18 protein-coding genes are annotated in these 23,041 nt (G+C 43.3%); 11 read left to right on the top strand and 7 right to left on the bottom strand.

Annotated elements, in window-relative coordinates:
- Positions 1–7: 7 nt before the first annotated feature.
- The 3 genes from ACO06Y_RS16155 to ACO06Y_RS16145 all read right to left on the bottom strand — a co-directional run bounded on the left by ACO06Y_RS16155 (position 8) and on the right by ACO06Y_RS16145 (position 3,925).
- Positions 8–628 carry an L-threonylcarbamoyladenylate synthase gene (locus ACO06Y_RS16155; RefSeq protein ID WP_422080032.1) on the bottom strand — a complete coding sequence of 207 codons (621 nt, stop codon included), beginning with the start codon at positions 626–628 and terminating at the stop codon, positions 8–10.
- An 8-nt stretch (positions 629–636) separates the two neighbouring features.
- On the bottom strand, positions 637–1,491 hold the full coding sequence (locus ACO06Y_RS16150) for a glycoside hydrolase family 16 protein (protein ID WP_422080031.1): 855 nt from the start codon (positions 1,489–1,491) through the stop codon (positions 637–639).
- Positions 1,492–1,555: 64 nt separating this feature from the next.
- The gene (locus ACO06Y_RS16145; RefSeq protein WP_422084189.1) at positions 1,556–3,925 is read right to left on the bottom strand and encodes an ATP-dependent helicase; all 2,370 of its coding nucleotides are present in this window, start codon (positions 3,923–3,925) and stop codon (positions 1,556–1,558) included.
- A gap of 172 nt (positions 3,926–4,097) precedes the next feature.
- Here ACO06Y_RS16145 and ACO06Y_RS16140 point away from each other — a divergent pair, with 172 nt between their 5' ends.
- From ACO06Y_RS16140 to ACO06Y_RS16110, 7 genes are all read left to right on the top strand, one after another.
- The gene (locus tag ACO06Y_RS16140) at positions 4,098–5,726 is read left to right on the top strand and encodes an aminotransferase class V-fold PLP-dependent enzyme (RefSeq protein ID WP_422080030.1); all 1,629 of its coding nucleotides are present in this window, start codon (positions 4,098–4,100) and stop codon (positions 5,724–5,726) included.
- A 22-nt stretch (positions 5,727–5,748) separates the two neighbouring features.
- Positions 5,749–7,011 (top strand): amidohydrolase/deacetylase family metallohydrolase, encoded by a 1,263-nt coding sequence (locus ACO06Y_RS16135; protein ID WP_422080029.1) that lies wholly within the window; start codon positions 5,749–5,751, stop codon positions 7,009–7,011.
- A 43-nt stretch (positions 7,012–7,054) separates the two neighbouring features.
- Positions 7,055–8,263, top strand: coding sequence for an amidohydrolase/deacetylase family metallohydrolase (locus ACO06Y_RS16130; RefSeq protein ID WP_422080028.1), 1,209 nt, complete (start codon positions 7,055–7,057; stop codon positions 8,261–8,263).
- A 46-nt stretch (positions 8,264–8,309) separates the two neighbouring features.
- Positions 8,310–10,088: a c-type cytochrome gene (locus ACO06Y_RS16125; protein ID WP_422080027.1), complete on the top strand. Its 1,779-nt coding sequence runs from the start codon at positions 8,310–8,312 to the stop codon at positions 10,086–10,088.
- 114 nt (positions 10,089–10,202) lie between these two features.
- On the top strand, positions 10,203–10,361 hold the full coding sequence (locus ACO06Y_RS16120) for a hypothetical protein (protein WP_422080025.1): 159 nt from the start codon (positions 10,203–10,205) through the stop codon (positions 10,359–10,361).
- 71 nt (positions 10,362–10,432) lie between these two features.
- Complete coding sequence (locus ACO06Y_RS16115) at positions 10,433–12,031, top strand: FMN-binding glutamate synthase family protein (RefSeq protein WP_422080024.1); 1,599 nt, start codon at positions 10,433–10,435, stop codon at positions 12,029–12,031.
- Positions 12,032–12,044: 13 nt separating this feature from the next.
- Entirely contained in the window at positions 12,045–12,821 is a 777-nt protein-coding gene (locus tag ACO06Y_RS16110) for a hypothetical protein (RefSeq protein ID WP_422080023.1), read from the top strand.
- Between the two features lie 31 nt (positions 12,822–12,852).
- Here ACO06Y_RS16110 and ACO06Y_RS16105 read toward each other — a convergent pair whose 3' ends face one another.
- Positions 12,853–13,668: an alpha/beta fold hydrolase gene (locus ACO06Y_RS16105; RefSeq protein WP_422080022.1), complete on the bottom strand. Its 816-nt coding sequence runs from the start codon at positions 13,666–13,668 to the stop codon at positions 12,853–12,855.
- A gap of 23 nt (positions 13,669–13,691) precedes the next feature.
- Positions 13,692–14,816 carry a serine hydrolase domain-containing protein gene (locus ACO06Y_RS16100; RefSeq protein WP_422080021.1) on the bottom strand — a complete coding sequence of 375 codons (1,125 nt, stop codon included), beginning with the start codon at positions 14,814–14,816 and terminating at the stop codon, positions 13,692–13,694.
- Positions 14,817–15,052: 236 nt separating this feature from the next.
- Here ACO06Y_RS16100 and ACO06Y_RS16095 point away from each other — a divergent pair, with 236 nt between their 5' ends.
- The 3 genes from ACO06Y_RS16095 (at position 15,053) to ACO06Y_RS16085 (ending at position 17,522) form a co-directional block, all read left to right on the top strand.
- On the top strand, positions 15,053–16,153 hold the full coding sequence (locus tag ACO06Y_RS16095; RefSeq protein ID WP_422080020.1) for a sensor histidine kinase: 1,101 nt from the start codon (positions 15,053–15,055) through the stop codon (positions 16,151–16,153).
- Entirely contained in the window at positions 16,143–16,877 is a 735-nt protein-coding gene (locus ACO06Y_RS16090; RefSeq protein ID WP_422080018.1) for a LytR/AlgR family response regulator transcription factor, read from the top strand. The genes ACO06Y_RS16095 and ACO06Y_RS16090 overlap by 11 nt, the downstream gene beginning before the upstream one ends.
- A 126-nt stretch (positions 16,878–17,003) precedes the next feature.
- Complete coding sequence (locus tag ACO06Y_RS16085) at positions 17,004–17,522, top strand: hypothetical protein (RefSeq protein ID WP_422080017.1); 519 nt, start codon at positions 17,004–17,006, stop codon at positions 17,520–17,522.
- Between the two features lie 289 nt (positions 17,523–17,811).
- On the opposite strand, the gene ACO06Y_RS16080 is transcribed toward ACO06Y_RS16085, so the two are convergent.
- Entirely contained in the window at positions 17,812–18,723 is a 912-nt protein-coding gene (locus ACO06Y_RS16080; RefSeq protein WP_422080016.1) for a patatin-like phospholipase family protein, read from the bottom strand.
- 1 nt (position 18,724) lies between these two features.
- Positions 18,725–20,803, bottom strand: coding sequence for a M1 family metallopeptidase (locus ACO06Y_RS16075; protein ID WP_422080015.1), 2,079 nt, complete (start codon positions 20,801–20,803; stop codon positions 18,725–18,727).
- Between the two features lie 81 nt (positions 20,804–20,884).
- Between ACO06Y_RS16075 and recG the strand changes: the two genes are divergently transcribed.
- Positions 20,885–22,990: an ATP-dependent DNA helicase RecG gene (gene recG / locus ACO06Y_RS16070; protein ID WP_422080013.1), complete on the top strand. Its 2,106-nt coding sequence runs from the start codon at positions 20,885–20,887 to the stop codon at positions 22,988–22,990.
- Positions 22,991–23,041 lie beyond the last annotated feature (51 nt).

Genomic DNA, 23,041 nt, shown 5'->3' with positions numbered 1-23,041 from the left:
CGTTGGTTCAAAAAACATCGGGATCCCCTTTTCCTTCCCGTAAAAGGATAGGTTCTCCCTGGGAAAGGTCGATTACTGTGGAGGCCACGTTGCCACCATATCCCCCGTCAATGACCAGATCTACCTGATTTTGCCATTTTTCGAATATTAGTTCAGGATCCGTGGTATACTCCAATACTTCATCCTCATCATAAATAGAGGTAGAAACGATGGGATTCCCCAAACCGTCCACCAGTGCCTTGGCAATGGCATTGTCCGGCACCCGTATTCCCACGGTCTTTTTCTTTTTGAAGTCTTTGGGTAGATTGTTGTTGCCCGGTAATACAAAGGTATATGGACCGGGTAGGGCCCGTTTCAGGATTTTAAAGGTAGCCGTATCAATTTGCCTCACGTAGTCCGATAGATTACTCAAATCCGCACATACAAAGGACCAGTTGGCCTTGGCCAGCTTTATCCCTTTTATCCGAGCTATTTTTTCCAAGGCCCTGGAATTGGTAATGTCGCAGCCTAGGCTATATACAGTGTCCGTTGGGTAAATGATCAGACCTCCCTTACGTAGGATGTCCAAGGCCTTTTCTATCTCCCTAGGGTTGGGATTAGCTTCGTATATCTTGATGAAATCAGCCATGGAGCTTTCTATTTAACTTGGTAAACCCGTACATAATCCACCTCCATTACTGCTGGGAAAATAGTATCGTCAACTCCTTCCCGTCCACCCCAACTGCCACCTACGGCAATATTCATCAAAAAGTAAAAGGGCTTGTCAAATGGCCAATTCCCTGAATTTGAAACTGCTGGACGCGGAAAGGTCAATTTAATATTGTCCAAGTCGTCAATATAGAATTTTAAGTAATCCTTCGTCCAAAGTACACCGTAATTATGGAATTCTTCTTCAATGGTTTCCAAATTCAGGGCCCCTGAAGTTATTTGTGTTCCCTTTATATGATTGTTGGCCTTACTATGGATTGAGAAATGCATTTTATCCGGATCAAAGCTTACATATTCCATAATATCGATTTCCCCACAATCCGGCCATCCTGTTGTTCTAATATTACTGCCCAACATCCATAGCGCAGGCCATAATCCGTTCCCTTTATGTTTCGGAATCTTGGCCCTAATTTCCATTCTTCCGTAGGTAAACGCCCTCTTGCTATTGAGCCGCGCGGAGGTGTAATCCCCTACTTTTTGGCCTCTGCCTACTTTTCTTGCCGTTATTTTTAAGGTTCCCTCGCTTACCTCTACGTTATCGTTCGCTACATAATTTTGCCATTCGTTGTTTCCCCAACCATGCTGCCCTGTTTCAAATTTCCAGTTATCCATGGAAAGTGATTCTCCATCAAATTCATCGCTCCAGATCAACTCGGCCCTATTCCAGTAATCCGTATCATTTGCAGGTTTGTCCCGTACTTCTTGTGCTAGGGTTCCGTAACCGGAAAACAACAAAAGAATCCAGCCCAAAACATTGATTTCCTTATAACATAAATCCAACATAATCCAGTAATCAGATTTCAAACATAAAACAATCCATCGCCTTTGCGAAAATCCAAAACTGGAATCACAAAACTTCCAATTTGGCAAAACGCAGTAAAAGTTTCTTGATATCGCCCTTTTCGAATTGGATTTCGGCTTTTTTGTCATTGCCCACGCCTTCTATTTTCAAGACTTTGCCCTTCCCGAATCGCGTATGGTTTACCAGGGAACCTTCGGTCAGATTTAAATCCGATGCATTGGTATTATCCAGAGGTACCGCAAGTTGCGGCTTTAGCTTTCGTAATTTCCGAAGTTGTTTCTCATTGGGTTTCCGTGCACTTGGCGGTTCGCCATTTACCGGCTTGTACTGTCTCAACCTACTTTTATCCACCTCTCCGAAAATGGAATCATCCACCAAAGGTTTAAAACGATAGGTATTCTCGATCGGAGTAAGATTTTCAATATATTTTTCGTCGATTTCCTCCAAAAACCGACTAGGCTCCGCATCGATCAGTTTTCCCCATCGGTACCTGTTTTGCGTATAGGTCAAATACGCTTGTTTCTCCGCACGAGTCAGGGCCACATAGAACAATCGCCGTTCTTCCTCCAATTCACTACGTGTGTTCATACTCATGGCCGAGGGAAACAGATCTTCTTCCATCCCTACGATGTAGACATAGGGAAATTCCAATCCTTTGGCCAAGTGGATGGTCATTAAGGCGACCCGGTCATCATCCCCGGTATCCTGATCCAAATCCGTGGCCAAGGCAACATCCTCCAAAAACTCGGTAAGATCCCCTTTGGCGTCCGCCAATTCCTTTTGACCTTCGACAAAGTCCTTGATACCATTCAACAATTCCTCAATATTCTCCATCCGGGCGATACCCTCCGGAGTGCCGTCCTTTTTGAACTCGAGCAATATACCGGTTTTCTTGGCGACGTGTTCGGCCAGGGTAAAGGCATCCGTGCTTTCGTTCATGATCTGGAAGCTTTTGATCATGTTAGCAAAATCCTCCAATTTTCTTTTTGTACCGGCGTTGATTTTCAGATCGATTTTATCCAGCTTCTCAATTACCTCAAAAATGGAGCGCCCATAATGGTTGGCGGCAACGGTCAATCGATCCAAAGTGGTCTGTCCGATACCCCTTGCCGGAAAATTGATAATTCGTTTTAGAGCCTCCTCATCCTTGGGATTGATGACCAAACGGAGATAGGAAAGGACATCCTTGATTTCCTTTCGCTGATAAAAGGAAAGTCCTCCATAGATTCTATAGGGAATATCCTTTTTTCGCAACGCATCCTCAATGGCACGGGATTGGCTATTGGTACGGTAGAGTACGGCAAAATTGCCATTGGACAATTGTTCCTGCATTTTATTCTCAAAAATGGAACTTGCTACGTACCTACCCTCCTCGGCATCCGTAATACTTCTATGCACTTTAATGGTGGCACCTTCATCATTGGCCGTCCATACCACCTTTTCCAATTGATTTTTGTTCTTGGCGATGATGGAGTTCGCAGCATTTACAATGTTTTTCGTACTTCTGTAATTTTGTTCCAATCGGTATACGGCCACCTCGTCATAGTCGCGCTGAAAATTTAGGATGTTGCTGATATTGGCCCCTCTAAAGGAATAAATACTTTGGGCGTCATCCCCGACTACACAGATGTTCTGATAGCGATCGGATAATGCCTTTACGATTAAATATTGGGAATGATTGGTATCCTGATACTCGTCCACCAAAATATAGCGAAACCGATCCTGATATTTTAATAACACCTCGGGGAATCTATTTAATAACTCATTGGTGCGCAACAACAAATCGTCAAAGTCCATGGCTCCAGCCTTGAAACAACGATCCACGTAGTTCTGATAGATCTCCCCCAGCCTGGGTCTCTTGGCCATGGCATCGGTTTCTTGTAATTCAGGATTCTGGAAATAGGCTTTTACCGTAATCAGACTATTCTTGTATGAGGATATCCTGTTCTGTATCTGCTTGTATTTGTAGATATCCTTGTCCAATCCCATTTCCTTTATAATTGACGCGATCAAGCGTTGGGAGTCCTGGGTATCATAAATAGTAAAGTTGCTGGGATAGCCTAGTTTATCACCGTCAAAACGCAATAATTTTGCAAAAACGGAATGAAAGGTGCCCATCCAAAGATTCTTGGCCTCGGAATTACCGACAATGTGGGCAATCCGCTTTTTCATCTCTCGTGCCGCCTTGTTGGTAAAGGTAAGGGCCAAAATATTGAACGCATCCACACCCTGACCCATTAAATGCGCTATTCGGTAGGTCAAGACCCGTGTCTTGCCCGATCCCGCTCCGGCAATGACCATAAGTGGGCCATCCTTATGTAGAACGGGGGCCTTTTGCGCTTCGTTAAGTTCATCTAAAAACGTCTTCAAGCTATGGCGATTTAAGTAGGTGAATTTAACCATAAATACCCTCATCCTAAAATCATCTTTTTTGGAATTATAAACAAACGGCATACTTGCCTTGTATAGGATGATTGGTACTAGCTTTAAGTGTATTGATACATCCGTGCAATAGAAACCAATTTCTTTTTTTAGTACATTTAAAGAAAGCCTATAAGCATATTTCCGTACACAATAATTATTCAGCATGAATCGAAGAGAGATTATGAAGCATCTGGGTGTATTGCCCATAGCCGGAAGCTTTTTAGCTAGTGAATCCCTTTTGGGCAATGCGCCTAGAGGACCTTTCCCCATAAACAAAAGTCTGTTCTCCCCTACCCAAACCATTTATGAGGGGCTGGGAATAGACACCATAATCAATTGTCGTGGAACATTTACCATTTTAGGAGGGTCAACCGAAAGACCTGAGGTACTGGAAGCCATGGAAGCGGCTTCGGGATATTTCGTACAATACGATGAATTGGCCTTTGGTATCGGCAGGCGATTGGCGGAATTGACCAAGGCCGATTGGGGTATGGTCTCAGCGGGTTGTGCCGCAGGGCTAAAGCATGTGACCGCGGCTTGCGTTGCTGGGGGAAATCCCGAAAAGCTTATCCAAATCCCAAATCTTGAAAAACTGGATAAAACGGAGGTAATTATTCCCCGGTATTCCAGAAATGTATATGACCATGCCATCCGTAATGTGGGTGTTACCATAATCATGGTGGATTCCCCCAAAGAGATGGAGCGGGCCATAAATTCCAAAACCGCAATGATCTATATTAACTCAGGTAAGCGTTCCGAAAAAGGTCAACCGCTTTCCTTGGAGAAAATCGTAGAAATTGCCAAACCTCATGGGATACCCGTTTTATTGGATGCAGCTGCCGAGAACCTGACCATCCCATGTGTTCATTTGGAACGGGGCGCAACCGTTGTGGCCTACAGTGGCGGAAAAGCTATTTGTGGTCCACAATGTGCCGGTCTGTTGTTGGGGGATAAGGACTTACTGATGTCCGCATGGCAGGCGAGTTCGCCCCATCATGGCCCTGGTCGGGATAATAAAGTAGGGAAAGAAGAAATGCTGGGTATGCTAGCGGCGGTAGAGGCCTGGACTACACGAGACCATGAAAAGGAATGGGCTACTTGGATTTCCTGGCTCGAGGAAATCTCGAAAAAAATGGAAAAAATCCAGGGAGTTACCACTGAAGTAAAGCAACCTGAGGGGCGCTCCAATTACGCTCCGGTACTCCATATAAAATGGAATCCGGATCAATTGCATATTACCGGCGATGAGGTAGCCGAGGAAGTGGCACGGAACCAACCCCGGATTGCCATAGGAAGTTCCAATAAGGAGGGTTTTACATCAATCAATATCACACCTAATCAAATGCGCCCCGGAAATGCCAAGTTGGTAGCGGATAGATTGTTCGGTATTTTGTCCCAAAAACGGTCACCACAATCGGACAAGATGGCCGCAGCTAAGGTAGATTTGACCGGACATTGGGAAGTAGACATTAATTTTTTAAGTAGTAAGAGTACACATATGTTCTTCTTGGAACAAAAAGGAAATTGGATCAAAGGGCTTCACAAAAGTGATTTTTCGATGCAGGAAATCATGGGTATGGTCGAAGGGGAATCCGTAAAACTTAGAAGTAACTACCGTATACCGGGGAATCACATAAGCTACTGGTTTTCAGCACAAACTTCAGGTGAATCCATGGAAGGTTCGATATTTCTTGGTGAATACCTAACCGCTAAATTCACGGCCAAGCGTTCAAAATACAGTGAGGAAAACACGCCCATTGTTATTCCGGGTGGACCTCCCCTAGCTACTTAGAAAACAAAATTCAGTTTTAATCATGCCAAGCCCAAAAGCATTCAGCTCCATACGTTCCTCCTTTTTGCTCTTTTTTCTGATTACCCTTTTTAATCTACAGGGACAAGAGCTTGATATCCTATTAAAGGGAGGGCACTTGATCGATTCCAAAAATAATATCGACAGCCCGATGGATATTGGCATAGCCGATGGCAAAATTAAAGAGGTCAAATCGAATATTCCGATAGAAAGTGCCAAACAGGTTATTGATCTTTCCGGATTGTACGTAACCCCGGGGCTTATTGATATGCACGTTCATGTTTTTATGGGCAACGAGCCCGGTGCCTATATCGCCGATGGGGCCACCAGTGTTATGCCTGATGGTTTTACATTTAGATCCGGAGTGACCACGGTCGTGGATGCCGGATCTTCGGGATGGCGCAATTTCAAGTTGTTTAAGGAACAGACAATAGACAAAGCAAAAACCAGGGTTTTGGCATTGTTGAACATTGTGGGAACAGGAATGCGCAGCAGGTTCGAGGAACAGGACGTTTCCGATATGAACCCTGTAATGACCGCTCATTGTATAACCAAACTATTTCCCGATATTCTTGTTGGTATCAAAGCTGCCCATTATTGGGGCGATTTCCAACAAGTAGACCTTGCCGTTGAAGCTGGTAAAAAGGCAGGAGTACCTGTCATGGTGGATTTTGGGGAACACGATCCCCCGAACTCCATCGAAGCTTTATTTATGGAACACCTGCGACCCGGAGACATTTTTACGCACAGCTATTCGTACGGTCCCAGACAACGGGAAACCATTGTGGACGAAAAAGGAAAGGTAAAACCCTTTGTGTTCAAGGCACAGGAGCGAGGAATCATCTTTGACGTGGGTCACGGCGGAGGTGCCTTTTCCTGGAGACAGGCCGTTCCGGCAACCGAACAAGGTTTTCTGGCCAATGTAATAAGTACCGACCTGCATACCCAGAGCATGAATGCCGGTATGAAGAATCTAGCAAACGTTCTTTCCAAGTTCATGGCCATGGGAGTACCCTTGAAAGATGTCATCCATCGTGCTACCTGGGCACCGGCCCAAGTAATCAGTAGACCAGATCTGGGCCATCTCAGTGTGGGTTCCGAAGCCGATGTAGCGGTATTCAATATGAGGGAAGGGGATTTCGGGTTTTTGGATGTAAGAGGCAAAAGAGTTAAGGGAACCCAAAAACTAGAGGCTGAACTCACCTTACGTGCTGGAAAAATTGTATGGGATTTAAACGGCCTTGGCGCAGTGGGTTTTGAGAAATAAGTATTCATTTCATATTTTTTTGGGTTCGGCCGTAAAAAGAACAATGGCCCTTTTCTTGTTTTCCGCCTTTGGAACAATCCACGCCCAGCAAATAGACCTTTTGATTCAAAATGGTCATGTCTTCGATCCAAAGAATTCATTGGATACCATTATGGACGTGGCCATTATAGATGGCAAAATACATCAGGTCGCCAATCGTATTTCTAGCAAGAATGCGAAAAAGACGGTCGATGCCACGGGAATGTATGTTTGTCCTGGTCTGATCGATATTCACACCCATGTCTTCGTTGGCAGTACCCCTGGGGTGTTTGCGGATGGTATCTATAGTTTATCTCCCGATGATTTTACTTTTCGTGCGGGTATTACTACGGTAGTGGACGCCGGGACATCGGGATTCCATAATTTCCCAAAGTTCAAAAAACAAGTCATAGACCAATCCAAGACCCGTATATTGGTTTTTTTGAATATAGCCGGTTGGGGAATGACCGGGAATTCCCTACAGGAGGATGTTTCTACCATGGATACACATAAAGCTATTGAGATGGTAGAAAAATACCCCGATGTTATCGTAGGCATAAAAATAGGTCACTTTGAAGGAAAGTCCTGGGAACCTTTTGACAGGGCCTTGCAAGTGACATCAAATACAAATAGGCCTCTTTTTGTAGAATGCCACTTGCCCCAGTACTCTTTAAAAGATCAACTAGACCGTATGCGACCGGGTGATATTATTACTCATTCCTTTGAGAATATCTCCGAGCGCAGGCCTGTGGTCGATACAACGGGAAAGGTGCTGCCCTTGGTCTTTGAAGCGCAGAAAAAAGGAATTCTCTTTGATGTGGGCCATGGCGGTGCCGGATTTTGGTTCGACCAAGCTATACCGGCATTGGAGCAGGGGTTTTGGCCCAATACGTTTGGAACGGACCTCCATCGCTTTAGCGTGAACGCCGGAATGAAGGATATGCTCAACGTCATGTCCAAATATCTAAATATGGGTATGCCCTTAAAAGCGGTACTTCTCAGGGGAAGCTGGAATCCGGCCAAGGCAATCCGTAGGGAGGATTTGGGAAATTTAAGTATCGGAGCGGATGCAGATATCGTCCTGTTAAGCATAAAAGAAGGCAAATTTGGTTATGTGGACGCCGCTGGAAACCGAATTGATGGAAATCGAAAATTGGTAGCCGAATTGACCTTGAGGGCAGGTAAAGTAGTGTGGGATTTAAATGGCCTAACAGCTAAGAAATTCGAGCATTGAAAGTTTGGGCAATTTCTTTGGAAAATAATAAATCGGCCTATGATTCATGAAGAACGAGTTTAGACATCAATCGGCATTTTCTTTGATTTTGAGGGCAATACTGATCACTTTGCTTTTCCCGTTCCTGCATCAATGCGACTCACGGGTCTATTTACCGCCGAGTGACCCGGATAATGGCGGTCTCTATTTTCCTGATGGATTCGAGGCATTGGTCGTTGCAGATAGCATAGGCCGCGCAAGGCACCTTGCAGTAAATTCAAATGGGGATATCTATGTAAAGTTAAGTTCCTCGGATAGCCTTTACGGGGGCAATGTTGCCCTACGGGATACGACAGCGGATGGGAAGGCCGATATCATACAAAAATTCGGTGGGGTGGATTCAAAACGTAGTCTCTATGGAACCAGTATGGCACTCCATAAAGGCTATCTCTATTTTAGCACGGCACTGGAATTGTATCGATATAAATTGAATCCGGAAAAATTGATCCCGGATGGCAAACCTGAGGTGGTCCTTACCGATGATCATCCCCATGGCGTACATTGGCATATTACCAAACCGGTTTCTTTCGATAATCAAGGATTTATGTATGTGCCTTTTGGTACTCCTTCTAACGCCTGTCAAGATCTTGCCGGAACCCCAAATGGTTCTCCAGGAGGTACCGGTTTGGATCCCTGCCCGGAATTGGAGCTGCATGGAGGTGTGTGGCGATTTGATGCAGATAAAATAGGCCTGACCCAAAAAGATGGTCAACGAATCGCCACCGGTATTCGTAGTGTGGTGGCCATGGATTGGAATACTGTTGACGATCACTTGTACATTGTAATGCATGGTAGGGACAACCTTCATAGCTTGTTTCCAGACCGTTTTACCCCATGGGAAAGTGCTTTGCTTCCGTCGGAAGAATTTTTACGTATTGAGGAAGGGGCAGATTACGGATGGCCCTATTGTTACTATGATCAAATACAGGAAAAAAAAGTATTGGCCCCGGAATATGGGGGAAATGGCCAAGTCATTGGCCGTTGTGAGGCAATGGATCTGCCCGTAATGGGTTTCCCCGGTCACTGGGCACCCAACGACCTGCTATTTTATAAAGGAAATCAATTTCCGGAGCGCTACAAACACGGGGCCTTTATTGCCTTCCATGGCTCCACGAACAGGGCTCCCTACCCCCAATCCGGTTATTTTGTTTGTTTTGTGCCTTTTAAAAATGGATTACCCATAGGGGAATGGGAAGTATTTGCCGATGGTTTTCCGGTAGAAGATCCCATAGTCAATACCAGGGATGCCCATTATCGTCCTGTCGGGTTGGCTGAGGGGCCCGATGGCTCCTTGTACATTACCGAATCCAAAAAGGGTAAAATTTGGCGGGTGATGTTCAAGGGAGATAAAAAACGTTTCGGCCCGAATCAATTAGTACCCATGGAAAAACGAAAGTCCTTGTCCCATATCCGAACTCCTGACAAAGTGGAGGATGATCTTCAAAGAGGTTTGGATAGTGGCCAAAAGGCCTATAATACCTTTTGCGGTAATTGTCATCAACAGGATGGTATGGGGGCCGTTGGCCGATTTCCGACCTTGGCGCAAACGGATTGGGTGACCGGCGATAAAAAAAGGTTGATAGATGCAGTCCTTAACGGGCTACAAGGCGAAATTGAAGTGAATGGGGAAATCTACAACGGCGTTATGCCAGCGCATAAATTTTTGGGGGATGCCGAAATTGCCGGAATACTTACTTATATTCGACGGAGTTTTGGAAATAATGCCGATTCCGTAAGCACCAAAGAAGTGGAAAAGGTGAGAAATACTTCGGAACTTCCTAAATAGTCGGCAATAGAAAGATATTATTATGGACTGCTCATATATCGCGTTTTCCCTGCACTATTGTTTTAAAACTATCAAGACCGATGTATGACCTCTATTCAGAAAACCAAAATATCAATGAAAATAGCCAGTCCTATAGTCTTTTGTTTGGGTATGAACCTGGAAATTATAGGCTCGTTTCCCCACCATACCCCCGATTTCCTGACTGATGAAAGTGGTTTTCTTTTAGATATAAAAACCTTGGGCAAAATGAGCATTGACTATTTCGATAACTAGCTTTTTAATAGTTCTTTTTATATTCTGGGTTAATTTTAGATTTATAAAATTTAAGTTATTAAAGCGTACATATGGATTCCTTTCTCGACTTTGTTTACAACATTCCCTGGTGGGTATGGGTCTTAATGGCCTTGGGCCTCATCGCCATCCGTGATATCTTTTTGCAAAGGGCACACACCATTACGCATAACTATCCCATTGTGGGCCACTTGCGTTACTGGTTGGAAAGTATTGGTCCGGAAATGCGGCAATACTTTGTAGCCAACAACCGTGAGGAATTACCTTTTAATCGAATCGAAAGAAGTTGGATCTACGCATCGGCCAAACAAGAGAACAACTACGAAGGGTTTGGAACGGATCGTGATATCTATGCCCATCAGCACATTTTTATCAAAAACCGGCTCCTGGCCTTCCAGGTTCCTGCAAATCACCCCAATACCAAGGACAAGACCTTTTTACCTTGCGCCAAGGTAATCGGTGCATTCAATAAAAGAAGAAAACCCTACCGTCCGGCATCGGTCATCAATGTTTCGGCCATGAGCTTTGGATCGCTTTCGGCCGCCGCCGTGGAGGCAATGAACAAAGGAGTTGCCAAAAGCGGCGCCTATCATAACACTGGAGAAGGTGGCCTTTCTCCCTACCATAAGCAAGGTGGAGACGTCATTTTTCATTTTGGCACCGGATATTTCGGGGTGCGGAACGAAGAAGGTAGTTTCTCCTTGGAAAAATTAGTATCACTAACCGCTGAAAACCCATGCATCAAGGCTATTGAAATAAAGCTTTCCCAAGGGGCAAAACCCGGTAAAGGTGGCGTTTTGCCAGCGGCCAAGATCAGTAAGGAAATCGCCAAAATCCGTGGTGTAGAAGTTGGAAAGGACGTACTGTCTCCAGCAACACATTCTGCCTTCGAGACTATATCCGGATTGCTCGAACTGATAGAAGAAATTGCCGAAGGGACCGGGCTTCCCGTAGGCATTAAAGGGGCCATTGGAAAACTGGACCAGTGGGAGGAATTGGCCGATTTAATGATAGAAACCGGAAAGGGGCCGGACTTCATTACCGTTGACGGTGGCGAGGGAGGTACAGGAGCGGCACCACCCAGTTTTGCGGATCACGTCTCTTTACCTTGGGTATACGGTTTTTCGAGCCTGTACAAAATCTTCCAGGAACGGGACTTAACAAATCGCCTAGTTTTTGTCGGAAGTGGAAAACTGGGTTTCCCTGCAAAGGCGGCTATGGCCTTTGCCATGGGTATCGATTGCATCAATGTGGCGCGGGAGGCTATGATGAGCATTGGCTGCATTCAGGCCCAAATTTGCAATACCAATAGATGCCCCACTGGCATAGCAACCCAAAACAAGTGGCTACAACGCGGCATAAGTGTTCCCCTTAAAGCTGATCGTTTGGCCCAATACTTCAAGACCTTTCGGAAAGAATTCTTGGAAATCACCCATGCGGCTGGGTACGAGCACCCTTGTCAGTTTACCATGGAAGATATCCATGTTAATGTGGACGACGACTATCTGCACAGTGATTTAAAATCGACTTACGGTTATGAAAAGGCCGTGGTTCCCTTTAACGGCATGCAAGAACTCCTGGATTGCCAATATTTAGGTGGAAAGGTATTTCAGAAAATCAATGAATACCCTACTTTTGCGAGTATAAGCTAAATCCAAATAGTCTATGATGCGATTATTACTCACCCTTTTGCTGGTTTCCATTACGGTTTCCCAAGTAACAGCACAACGTAAAAGCGAATTGATTGCCGAGATCGACAATTTAAAATCGGAACTTGATTCCGTAAAAACCGAGCTATTTACCGCAAAAAAAATCGAAAAGGCCAGTGTGGTAAAGGCTGAAGCCTTGGAGGCCCAGGTCAACGAATTGCAGGATGCCAATGCCACTTTGCTAACAAACCTGAACAATTTTGCAAAGGTTTCCAATAAGAATTCGGATATCGCCAATAGCGCTATGGCCAGTCTTCAGGCTAAAGAGGGTCAGCTTAAGGCCATGAAGGATGCCATTGCCAAAAATGATTCTACGGCAATCGTGGTACTCACCAATGCCAAGCAGACCCTAGGAGAAAATGCAAAAATAGCTGTTTCCAATGGGGCTGTGGTCATATCTTCCACCCTGGCTTCCCTATTTGGTACGGATATGGATAGCACCTTGACCGAGGAAGGAAAAGCATGGATGGAAAAAATAGCGGCTATCCTCAATGTAAATCCCAATGTAGCCCTTACCGTTGAGGGACTTAGTATGACAGGGGATTTGGATCTACCTGGAAAACAGGCTGCAACCATAGCCTCGGTCCTCCAAAAGGACTTTGCCATTGCCCCGGAACGTATTACTTCTTTAGGACGGGACGGTAATCTCAAAGAGGGTATTAGCCTAAAGTTGCATCCCAGCTACCAGGCTTTCTATCTCATGGTCAAGGAGAATATGAAAAACGGCCAATAGCAGTTAACACGAGACTTTTGTTCCAATTTAACTATTCGTCAGTTTTTTTGGCCAGATCCAATATAATCAGGATTTCAGCAATAGTCTCAGTGGGATTGTCCCTATGGATATAATGCCCGCTATTCTCAATAATCCTATGTACATTGTTTTGACCTAGCTTGACCAAATCTTTTTGGAATTCTAGCCATTTTGTGCGGAGCTTCTTATTTTCCAAAGGGGAGGATTTTCCGGCGGTTAACACAGAAACCGGTATTTTTGGAAACTGTGGAACACTTTGAAAATCTTCCGAAGCCGAAGAGATCAAATCATACTCATAACTCCTTCCGCCCTTTCTTGTTGAGGTAACCAGCATGGTATGAAGAAACTTCTGATCCGCTTTGAAATACTCAAATTGTTCGGGATGGGAAGCATCAATGAAAATTACACCTATCGTTTCCCTTGGGTACAATCTTGCAAACATATTTACCAGTAAACCACCCAGGGAATGCCCTACAAGAATGTAGGGCGGCCTTATATCTTCATTTACAAGGTTGGCATGCAATTGCTGTGCTGCTTCCACAATATTCCTAGGAGGTTTTTTTACATTGCTATTGCCGTAGCCGGGCCTATTGTATGCATAAATCCGTGTATGTTTGGAAAGAGAGTCCAATATCTTATCCCAGGTACTGATAGATGGCCCCATCCCAGTTTCAAAAACCAAGGTGGGTGAACCATTCCCCATTAGTATATATTCCACACTTTTACCATTGGTATTGGATCGCTGTGTATTTTGGGTAGTAGCGCAGTTGATTAGCGCTATTCCCAACATCATGATATACAAAAACCTAATAATCGGATTTAATCTCATTGGTACGTTTTTTAGGAAATGGATTATAAAGAATTCTCTAACCGCTGCCCCATTACCGACATCATTTTTTGCACAGCGGGAATACAAATAGTGCCTTCAAGGTCGTAGCTATTGGTAACGCTAAAATTTACCACCTCCTCCTCCAAGTTGATGAACAATTGTGCAAACCAAAGCGTGTTGCTTCCGGCGTGGGCAATCCCATATTCCGTTACACCCCATCCCAACGAGTACCCTGAGTTCTTGACTTCAGTATGTAAGATTTCCAAGGTGGAAGCCTGAATCAGAGTGGTCTTCCCTAAATGTAAGTTGGCATATTTTGATATATCGAGTAAAGTAGTATGGACCGTTCCGCCGGGGCCTAGGGCCGCGGAATTATCCGAGTATACGTCCGTGGGGGCCATCGCCAACCATTTGCTGCCTGTTCGTTTATGCCCCCAAGGTTGATTTAACCCACCTTCCTTGCCCGGCGCCCCAAAACCTGTGTCATTCATTTCCAACGGCTTAAAAAGATACGTGGTAATAAGTTCTTCCCAGCTTATCCCCATTATGGATTCCAACATCACACCGGCGATGACATAGCTACTATTGCTATAAACATGTTCGCCAACATTTCCCTGAGGTACGTTCAAGGCGGCCAACGCCCATTCCTGTCTTTGCACTGACACGGGCCTCTCGTCCAAAGGGTGCGTAGGATAATCTTCAGCAGTTATTCCACCGGTATGGGAAAGCAACTCATAAATAGTTACACCCTGATATTCTTCCAAATAGCCTTCGGTAGTAATATCTCCAATTTTTGTATTCCAATCCAAATACCCAGCTTCAATCAAAATCCCGGTCAAGGTAGCTGTCATTGATTTGGTAATTGACCCCATATGCCATTTGCTACCATCCACAATGGGGTTTGTTTCATCGATTTTTTGTCTTCCTAGCTCTATCTTTTCAAGAATCTTACCGGACTTGATAGTCATACCGGCGATGGCCGGAATACTATACTCGTCAAGAATTTTTTGTGTATTGGGCAGCAGAAGTTCATCACCTGCAGTACCGATTTCTACTTTGGAGGTTGGGAGAGCATCAAGATCATCCTTTGAACAACTTGTCATACCCATTGAAAATATCATCAAGGCTAAAAAAAATAACGTCTTCATTTGTTTTTGTTTTTAAATTTTCGGTAAATGAAGGGTGCTTTGCCAGGGTATCAAAAGATTGTTTACTAATGGCAGTCCTACATTGACGAAATATGTCATTTTGTGGATTTGACCTTATTCTGCCATTGGTCAACAATTTGTGGCATTTCGTAAATAGTTTTTCCGGACGATAAATCAATACCATACATTGTGCGAACTGTTTGCAAACCATACCTTTAGAGTATCTATGAGATCGTATGAAGAAGTATAAAAGAGTCATTGTACATAGTTTCGTTTGGATAATCTTCATTTTGCTTATCAACCATGAAACCCTTGACTTGGAATGGGGCGTATTTGATCGAAAAGATGGTTCCCTTATCATACCCTTGTTTTATGGTACGGCACTCGGGGCGCTGATATTTTACTTGAACATTTATAGTTTCATCCCCCAGTTTTTTGGCAAAGGGGATAAGAAACGATATTGGTTACTTGCGTCCGCCACCCTTTTGGGAGTTTCAATCTTGGAAGCGATTTTCGACATTATTTATGTGGTAAGCCAAAATTATGAGCTGGCCAAAATGCAAATAATGCAAGGATCAAAAGGCTTACTTTTTGAATGGTTGTTCATGATATTTGCATCTTCAATAATACCAAATGCATCGTGTTGGATCCTTTCATTTGCTTATCGATTACCAAAGGATTGGTTGTTATCGGAAAAACAAAAAGGCCAACTTGAAAAGGATAAGCTGCGTTCGGAACTTGATTTTTTAAAGGCACAGATAAATCCCCACTTTTTGTTTAACGGCATTAACAGCATTTATCATTTAATCGGGGAGGACAATACCCTTGCAAAGAACACCTTACTGCAATTTTCAGGCTTATTGCGCTATCAGTTGTACGATTGCAGCGTAAATTATATATCCCTTGAAAAAGAGTTAGGTTACCTAAAAAACTACATCACTATTGAAAAAGTGCGTAAGGGAGAAGATGCCATTTTCACTTTTACTATTCCTAAAATCGAGGAAAATCCGGATGTAAGGAAATACAAAATCGCCCCTTTGCTCATCAGCCCTTTTTTAGAAAACGCATTCAAATATCTGAGTCATCACTCGGACAAGGAGAAAAATCATATAACTTTAGAATTGGCAATTCAGGAAAACGGATTTTTGAACATGAAGCTATCCAATACTTTTGATGACACATTTAAAATCAAAAAAGACAGTACCGGTGGTATTGGCCTGGAGAATGTTAAAAGACGGTTGAATCTGTTGTATCCCAATGAAAAACATCGTTTGCAGATTACTTCCCAAAAAAACAGGTTTTTGGTAGATTTAAAACTTGACCTGAATGAAGATTAGCTGTATCATAATTGATGACGAAGCCATTGCTCGTAGGGGACTTAAAAGCTATGTGGAGGCCATAGATTTTTTGGACTTGAAGGGAACCTGTATCAATGCCATACAGGCGAACACCTTACTAAAAACGGAGCAAATAGATTTGTTGTTCCTGGATATTGAAATGCCCTTGATCACTGGTATGGATTTTTTAAAGTCCCTGACACATCCGCCCAAAGTGATCTTTACGACCGCCTATTCGGAATACGCTATTGACAGTTTCGAATTCGACGTCATCGATTATCTGGTAAAGCCAATTTCTCCAGAACGATTTCTCCAAGCCTGCAACAAGGCCTATACGGTATTTGAAGGTAAAAAAACATCAAATTCCGACGTAGAAAAGAAGGATAACAGGGAAGAACAAGACTATTTGTTCGTACGGGTGGATAAGGAATTGATAAAAATAGAATACGATGAAATTTTATTTATAGAAGGAATGCAGAACTACGTCCGTATCCATACGACATCTGCCAATCACATGGTTCTTGTTCCCCTCAAAAATGTGATAGATCTACTGCCGTCCAAAAGTTTTTATCAGGTGCATAAATCGTATATTGTAGCATTGGATAAAGTGAAGGCCATAAGTGGTAATCAACTGATACTATCGCATCAAAAAATACCGATTAGTAGAAGCAAAAAAGAAGATGTCCTAGCGGTATTGACGAACAATAAAATTTTAAGGAAATAGCATGGATAACTGCTCGGAAAGTCTCTTTCATCTTTCCAAAAATAGAGTTGTCGATTTTGTTCGTTTCCTTAAAATACTTTTTTAAAAAATCCATCGTTCTACTTGCAATAACTAAATACCAAAACCATGACAGGAGACGGAATTTTTCAATTGTTCGCTTATTTATTGCCTGCCGTAGTTACCGGTGCAGTTGCTTTTTACTTTTTTCGTTTACATACCAACAATGAAGAGGGTCGAAGAAGATTTCTGCTGCACAAGGATTCCCAAAAAAATACACTGCCCATACGGCTCCAGGCCTATGAACGTATGGCTTTGTTTTTGGAACGTATTGCAATTCCAAGCTTGGTGGTACGGATTTCCCCGAAATCCGCGGATAAAAATGAATATGAAGCTTTGTTGATCAAAAACATTGAAAATGAATTTGACCACAATCTGTCCCAGCAAATTTATATGACGGATGAATGCTGGAACATTATCAAGGCAGCCAAAAGCGCAACCATCCAAATGATCCGGAAAGCGGCCCTGAGCGATACCGATTCATCCGATAAACTTCGCGAGGATATCTTAAACCAGACCATGGACAAACAATCCCCTTCGGCCACGGCCCTTTCTTTTGTAAAAAGGGAAATTGGGGAGCTTTGGTGATCAATTCCAACGGGGTGAAAATAATTGATCGGTCGCGATCGTTAGTTGAAGCCCTACGGAAAGTATTCACTTTTGGTGTGCGCTAACATCGCCCATCAGTCTCTACGAATATCTCGATTTTCAAAAGTTGCCGGGTTATTGGGTTACCAAGTTATCACTTTACTATACCACCACAATAACCTAAAAACTCAATAACCCAGTAAACCCTAACAATTTCAACATTCATCCAAAACTATGATATGTAAACGTTGGGTAGTTCACTGAACATTTATGCAGGTAGTAACAACTTTCATTCCACTTCGGGTTCGATCTGATTGAGCTCTATATTCTTGTGCTTGGCAAAGTTGAAGCCACTCTCCCACCAATTGGTCATTTTCTTTTTATTAAAAATTAGGGAGTTGGTGGTCAATACCGTTGGAGTATAGTAAAAGTTAATAATAGCATCATTATGGTTGGCCACAAATTTCCCGATACGAATGTTCTGCCGCTCTATCCTGTCCAGCATAAAGGCGAACATATTAGTCAATAGGGCAAATGCGTTCCTGGACGGCAATCGATTTAAATGGGTGACCTCCGTCTGTAGAATTATGGCATCTATTTCCGTTGCCCCTCTTTTGATCGCTTCCTCTATGGGTACCATATTGCCCAAGCCTCCATCTGCATACTCACATCCATCTTTGCGCACCAAGCTCATAAAAGGGGTATAGTTGCAGGAAATCCATATCCATTCGCAAAAATCGTCATAGCCGTAGTCATTGATGCTTTTGTACTCCACTTGGTTCAAGGACAGGTTGGAAACCGTAACTACGATTTCTTTTGGCCCATTTTTTAGGTTTTCAAACTCTTCGACCGTTAAGGTATTCCTAATCAATTCCAATAGGTTATGACTTTCCCCAAAAGTTTTGCTGCCGCTATAGAAGTTTTTGAACACATTCCAGTGATTGATGGCGATATTGTCTACCCCATGTTTATTCTGAATCAGGAAAGGACAATTGCTAAAGATACTATCCTGATTTACCGAAGTGTATACTTCCTTGATCTTATCGATTTTTTGAAGGGCCAAATGCGAGATAAGCAGACTGCCTGTTGAAGTCCCCAGAAACAAATCGTAATCGTGAGCCAATTCCTGCATCAGGTACTGGGCCACTCCACCGCCAAAAGCACCCTTGCTACCTCCTCCGGAAATTACCATTGCCCGCATCCTATTTCACTTTACTTTCTATATAACGCCGTTCCTCAGGCTTTAGTTTGCCCAAAAGGGTCATGAAACGTTCTTTATAAACCTTGTCCTCTAACAATTCCATCATTAAATTTCTGGAGAATTTTTTGAACTGCCATGAATGATGGGTGGTGGCTTGGGCCAAATCCATTAGATTGCTGTCCTTGAAACCAAAGGCCTCCTTAAGGTATTGAAAAGCACCTTGCCGTACTTCAAAGGAATACTCCGGTGCCGTATAACCACTCAGTTCATCAAAATACAATTTGGTGTTTCGTCCTTCATATCCTTCCGTTAAAATGGCCAGGGTCAGCCACATGAGACGAACATTCTTATTGGGAAGCCCAATAATTCCCTTGGTCTTTTCCAAATAGGTATTCCTTTCCTCTGGATAGGCCATCCATAATTTGAACAAGGCATTTTCCAGAGTGATATAACTGTCATCATTTAAAAAACTTTCAAACTTCTCCTTGGGATAATCCCCCGCATCTTGGATGGCCAACGCCAAAGCTTGCCGAAGTTCCAACTCATCCGAATCAAAAACACCAGCGACGATTTCCCCGGGCATCGCTTGAAGAAAATTTTGAAGCAAATACTTCCTTAGTTCAATAGAGTTGGTACTATTCCAATACGAGGCAAAGTCTATATCAGTACCAACCTGTTTTTTTAATTCTTCCTGCAAGGAAAACAATGATTTTAGGGATATTGACTTTTCACCCAATTTTTTACGAGCCATATCAAAAGGAAGCGTAGTGTCCTCCAACCAAACTTCTACAAAACCGGACAGGTCCGTGCCGCTTGATTTTTCCATTTCCCCAATAAAATCGGGTACAGTTACATTGGCAAAAGCATGCTTTTTCAAATAGGACTGGATTCCCGTTTTAAAGGCCCTATCCCCCATCTCCTCCCGAAGCATAAAAATGGCCCAGGCCCCTTTTTCGTAAAACGTTAGACTACTTGCCCTTGGATCCAAAAGGCTCTGCCCCTGCCCTTTTTCTATTGAATTTTGAAGTGCCGTTAAAGTTTCATACAACTTCCAATAAAAATACTCTTCCCCAAAAATTTCCTTTTCCGCCAAATAGGCATAATAGGTAGCGAAGCCTTCATGTAACCAGTGGTGATCTCCGCTTCTTTCGGTAACCAGATTCCCAAACCATTGGTGGGCCAGTTCATGGGCATTCACATTTACATAATTCTTGTCCGTAAATGCTACTGAATCGATAACATACCCATCGGAAAAAATAGTACAGCCCGTATTCTCCATTCCCGCATACAGAAAGTCATGCACAGGAACCTGTTTGTAGTTCTGCCAAGGATACGCAACCCCTATTTCCTCCTCCAAAAAATCGAAGATTTCCTTAGTATACCGATAGGTTGGTTCAGCTCGTTCTTTGTCCTTTTGATAAAAATAGTTTTCAATAGGTGTACCCTTCGTGGAAATCAATTTCTTCTTTTCATACTTACCGACGGCAAAGGCCAATAAGTAACTACTCATTGGTTCTTTCATGTCAAAAGACCAAGTTTTTAGGGAATCTGTTTCCTTGGTTCCCACAAGCTTCCCATTGGCAATGACTTCGTAATTTTTGTCAAAAGTTAGGTTCAGGTCAAATTCTACCTTTTCCGTCATATCATCGAAACTGGGCAACCAATGGCTCGTATACTTGCCCTGACCTTGTGTCCATATCTGGTCGTTATCCGGTTGGTCATCGTTCCAGTTGATAAAATAGACGGTTTGCTCAGGCCGGGCCGTATAATCAAGTTCCAGTTTATACGACTTCCCCCCCTTGAATTTTTTCTTGATGGAAATGGATTTTCCCGAGTTGGCATGCTTCACTATTCTGTCGTTCAAACGTATGACCGTAAACTTCATATTCTTGGCGTCCAAAAAAACAGAATCCACATCTTGAAGCACATCAAAGGTATAAGTCACCGAGCCTTTTACATAGCCCTCCTTTGCCAAGGGAAAGATTTGGGCTTCCCCATGCATAAAATCCACCTTGTCCTGATGTTGGGCCAGTAGGTATATAGCTTGCAAAAGAAAAAGAACCGTTATAAGTCGCTTCATAAATACCATACTACAAAACTTGAACCAAATTTAGCATTTTAGTTTATTGCAGTTGAGCAACGCTTACCCTATTTTAGTTCTATGAACACCCAAATGCTACAGACTCCGATTACCTATCTCAAAGGTGTTGGCCCCAACCGGGCAGAGACATTACAATCGGAACTGGGCATTGCTACTTATCAGGATCTCATCAACCTATTTCCAAATCGATATATCGATAGGACCCAGTATTATAAAATAAATCAATTACAGCGTAGCAATGCGGATGTTCAGGTCATCGGGAAAATCATTCATATCAAAACCGTAGAGCAAAAAAGGGGAAAGCGTTTGGTAGCTACTTTTATTGACGAAACCGGTGAGATGGAATTGGTATGGTTTCGGGGACAAAAATGGATTCGGGAAAATCTAAAACTCAATACGCCCTACGTGGTTTTTGGAAGATGCAATTGGTACAATGGGAAATTCTCCATGCCCCATCCCGATATGGAATTGTTGAGCGATCATGAAAAAGGCCTCAAAATAGCCATGCAGCCTATTTACCCATCCACGGAAAAACTTTCCAATAAGGGTATTACCAACCGGGTTATCAATAAAATGATGCAGCAGTTGTTCTTGGAGACCAAAGGCCGCTTTTCGGAAACACTTTCCGATAAGATTCTTTTTAAACTACAGTTATTATCAAAAAGTGAATCGCTGCTCAACATCCATTTCCCAAAAAATCAGGAATTGCTGGCCAGGGCCCAATTTCGTTTAAAGTTCGAGGAGCTTTTTTATATACAACTACAGCTCATTTCCAAGAAATTAGTACGTAAGCAAAAAATAAGGGGTTTTAATTTTGATCAGGTCGGCCATCGCTTCAATACCTTCTATCGGGATCATCTTCCTTTTGAATTGACGAATGCACAAAAGCGGGTAATCAAGGAAATCAGGGCAGATCTAGGGAGCAACGCCCAGATGAACCGACTACTTCAAGGCGATGTGGGTTCCGGGAAAACGATCGTTGCCCTGATGATCATGTTACTGGCCATAGATAATGGTTTTCAAGCTTGTTTAATGGCCCCGACCGAAATTCTGGCCCAACAACATTACAACGGCATTAAGGAATTACTGGATAAGACCGGTGTTACCTGCGAATTGTTGACAGGATCCGTAAAGAAATCGGCTAGGAGACCTATCCACGAACAATTGGAAAATGGAGAATTACATATTTTGATCGGTACCCATGCGGTCTTGGAGGATAAGGTCCGGTTTAAGAACCTGGGTCTGGCTATTGTGGACGAACAACATCGGTTCGGTGTGGCCCAACGTAGTAAACTTTGGCACAAGAACGAGGTGCCACCCCATATTTTAGTTATGACGGCCACCCCGATTCCCCGAACCTTGGCCATGAGCCTGTACGGTGATCTGGATATTTCGATCATTGATGAGCTTCCTCCTGGAAGAAAACCCATAAAAACTGTTCATCGCTATGATTCAAATCGACTCAAGGTCTTTCATTTTATTAAGGATGAAATCAAAAAAGGAAGGCAAATCTATGTAGTATACCCATTAATTCAGGAATCCGAAGCTTTGGATTATAAAGATCTGATGGACGGGTACGAAAGTATCGCAAGGGACTTCCCCCTACCCGATTATCAGATTTCCATTGTTCATGGCAAAATGAAACCGGCCGATAAAGATTATGAAATGGACCGTTTCGTCAAGGGGGAGACCAATATTATGGTGGCCACAACGGTCATTGAAGTTGGGGTAAACGTCCCTAATGCCTCCGTAATGATCATTGAAAGTGCGGAGCGTTTTGGCCTATCCCAATTACACCAGCTACGGGGAAGGGTAGGTCGAGGCGCCGATCAGAGTTATTGCATCTTGATGACCAGCCATAAGCTTTCCTCTGAGGCCAAGACCAGGTTGGAGACCATGGTGCGCACCAATGACGGTTTTGAAATTGCCGAAGTGGATTTAAAACTTCGGGGACCAGGGGATTTAATGGGCACCCAACAGAGCGGTATTCTCAATCTTAAAATAGCGGATATCGTAAAGGATAATGATATTTTGAAAACCGCTCGGCATTACGCCATCCAGACCTTAAAGGATGATTACCATTTGGAACAACCCGGCAATCGGGTTATTCGCCATACCTATGCCCAATTGGTAAAGCACAAGAATATTTGGACATATATAAGTTAGCGACCCTAAAACAAAAGCCCGACCAAAGTCGGGCTTTACGTTTTCCATGCA

The organism is Ulvibacterium sp., from assembly GCF_965228935.1.
In the GTDB taxonomy this organism is placed as follows: Bacteria; Bacteroidota; Bacteroidia; order Flavobacteriales; family Flavobacteriaceae; genus Ulvibacterium.
This window is presented reverse-complemented; position numbering and strand designations above follow the sequence as displayed.

Coding starts and splice junctions, on each gene's coding strand:
- ACO06Y_RS16155 (WP_422080032.1), bottom strand. CDS start 628: ATGGCTGATTTCATCAAGATATACGAAGCTAATCCCAACCCTAGGGAG.
- ACO06Y_RS16150 (WP_422080031.1), bottom strand. CDS start 1,491: ATGTTGGATTTATGTTATAAGGAAATCAATGTTTTGGGCTGGATTCTT.
- ACO06Y_RS16145 (WP_422084189.1), bottom strand. CDS start 3,925: ATGAGGGTATTTATGGTTAAATTCACCTACTTAAATCGCCATAGCTTG.
- ACO06Y_RS16140 (WP_422080030.1), top strand. CDS start 4,098: ATGAATCGAAGAGAGATTATGAAGCATCTGGGTGTATTGCCCATAGCC.
- ACO06Y_RS16135 (WP_422080029.1), top strand. CDS start 5,749: ATGCCAAGCCCAAAAGCATTCAGCTCCATACGTTCCTCCTTTTTGCTC.
- ACO06Y_RS16130 (WP_422080028.1), top strand. CDS start 7,055: ATGGCCCTTTTCTTGTTTTCCGCCTTTGGAACAATCCACGCCCAGCAA.
- ACO06Y_RS16125 (WP_422080027.1), top strand. CDS start 8,310: ATGAAGAACGAGTTTAGACATCAATCGGCATTTTCTTTGATTTTGAGG.
- ACO06Y_RS16120 (WP_422080025.1), top strand. CDS start 10,203: ATGAAAATAGCCAGTCCTATAGTCTTTTGTTTGGGTATGAACCTGGAA.
- ACO06Y_RS16115 (WP_422080024.1), top strand. CDS start 10,433: ATGGATTCCTTTCTCGACTTTGTTTACAACATTCCCTGGTGGGTATGG.
- ACO06Y_RS16110 (WP_422080023.1), top strand. CDS start 12,045: ATGATGCGATTATTACTCACCCTTTTGCTGGTTTCCATTACGGTTTCC.
- ACO06Y_RS16105 (WP_422080022.1), bottom strand. CDS start 13,668: ATGAGATTAAATCCGATTATTAGGTTTTTGTATATCATGATGTTGGGA.
- ACO06Y_RS16100 (WP_422080021.1), bottom strand. CDS start 14,816: ATGAAGACGTTATTTTTTTTAGCCTTGATGATATTTTCAATGGGTATG.
- ACO06Y_RS16095 (WP_422080020.1), top strand. CDS start 15,053: ATGAAGAAGTATAAAAGAGTCATTGTACATAGTTTCGTTTGGATAATC.
- ACO06Y_RS16090 (WP_422080018.1), top strand. CDS start 16,143: ATGAAGATTAGCTGTATCATAATTGATGACGAAGCCATTGCTCGTAGG.
- ACO06Y_RS16085 (WP_422080017.1), top strand. CDS start 17,004: ATGACAGGAGACGGAATTTTTCAATTGTTCGCTTATTTATTGCCTGCC.
- ACO06Y_RS16080 (WP_422080016.1), bottom strand. CDS start 18,723: ATGCGGGCAATGGTAATTTCCGGAGGAGGTAGCAAGGGTGCTTTTGGC.
- ACO06Y_RS16075 (WP_422080015.1), bottom strand. CDS start 20,803: ATGAAGCGACTTATAACGGTTCTTTTTCTTTTGCAAGCTATATACCTA.
- recG (WP_422080013.1), top strand. CDS start 20,885: ATGAACACCCAAATGCTACAGACTCCGATTACCTATCTCAAAGGTGTT.